Source organism: Polaromonas sp. P3_C2 (assembly GCF_056402675.1).
In genome coordinates, this window is record NZ_JBFUGX010000960.1 from 1 (window position 1) to 1,209 (window position 1,209).

Consider the following 1,209-nt stretch of genomic DNA (forward strand, 5'->3'; position numbering starts at 1 on the left):
TTCCCGGGGGCCGAGGCGATAGTCGCGGAAAGAGCGCGACACCTCCATGTCGGCGGGATGATCAAATTTGAGGACCTGCTTGAGAAGCTCGGAACAACTGTCGAGTAAGGCTTTAGGATGCATAGCCTCCATTGTCCCACCGAGCCACCGCGCAATATTTTTAAATCCCTGATTCCTATGCCAGAAGCCACCGCCCACGCATTGCCTCCCCTGATCGAAACCCCACCCGGTCTGTACCGCCACTACAAAGGCATGCTGTATGAGGTGGTCGGCACCGTGCGCCACAGCGAAAGCCTGGAGCCGATGACGCTGTACCGCGCGCTGTATGGCGAAAAAGGCCTGTGGGTACGGCCCGCCGCCATGTTCAATGAAGAGGTCGTGATCGACGGGGTGAAACAACCGCGATTTGCCCGGCAACCTGGTTAAGCACCGCATCCCCAATAAGAGAAACGCCGGCGGCCGCGCCGGGCCGCCCCAAGCAAGGCCAGCCCCTGTCTCATAGGAAAGGGGCAGCGAACGCCGAAGGCACGTAGCGGCGGAGCGTGGGGGCCATCTCACCGATAATCGTGGGTTATGTCCGAATCCACTGAAATCGAAAAACAGGTCAAGCGCCGCCGCACGTTTGCCATCATCTCCCACCCCGACGCGGGTAAAACCACGCTGACCGAAAAGCTGTTGCTGTTCTCGGGCGCGATCCAGATCGCCGGCAGCGTCAAGGCCCGCAAGGCCGCACGCCATGCCACGTCCGACTGGATGGAAATTGAAAAGCAGCGCGGTATCTCTGTGGCCAGCTCGGTCATGCAGATGGAATACCGCGACTGCGTGATCAACCTGCTCGACACACCGGGCCACCAGGACTTCTCGGAAGACACCTACCGCGTGCTGACCGCCGTGGACGCCGCACTGATGGTGATCGACGCGGCCAACGGCGTTGAGCCGCAGACTCGCCGCCTGCTGCAGGTCTGCCGCGCACGCAACACGCCCATCCTGACTTTCGTCAACAAGATGGACCGCGAGGTGCAGGACCCGATGAGCGTGATGGACGAGATCGAGCGCGAGCTCGGCATGACGGTCATTCCCTTCACGTGGCCGGTCGGCATGGGCAAGCTTTTCCATGGTGTCTACGACAGGCGCGAAGACCGCATGCGCGTCTTCAGCCCCGGCGAAGAAAAAGCCGGTGGCGACGATGAAATCCTGGCCGGCCTGGAC

General features: G+C 61.5%; 2 protein-coding genes. Both read left to right on the forward strand.

Features of this window, described 5'->3' with window-relative positions:
- The first annotated feature begins 177 nt into the window (after nucleotides 1-177).
- A complete protein-coding gene (locus tag AC1DWI_RS23780; RefSeq protein WP_477669675.1) occupies nucleotides 178-426 on the forward strand; it encodes a DUF1653 domain-containing protein in 249 nt (82 codons plus the stop codon).
- A 147-nt stretch (nucleotides 427-573) separates the two neighbouring features.
- Nucleotides 574-1,209, forward strand: a 636-nt coding sequence (locus AC1DWI_RS23785) for a GTP-binding protein (protein ID WP_477725989.1), incomplete at its 3' end; no start/stop codon positions are given.

Excerpts from the sequence above, each read along its gene's own strand:
- AC1DWI_RS23780 (WP_477669675.1), top strand. The coding sequence starts at position 178 with ATGCCAGAAGCCACCGCCCACGCATTGCCTCCCCTGATCGAAACCCCA.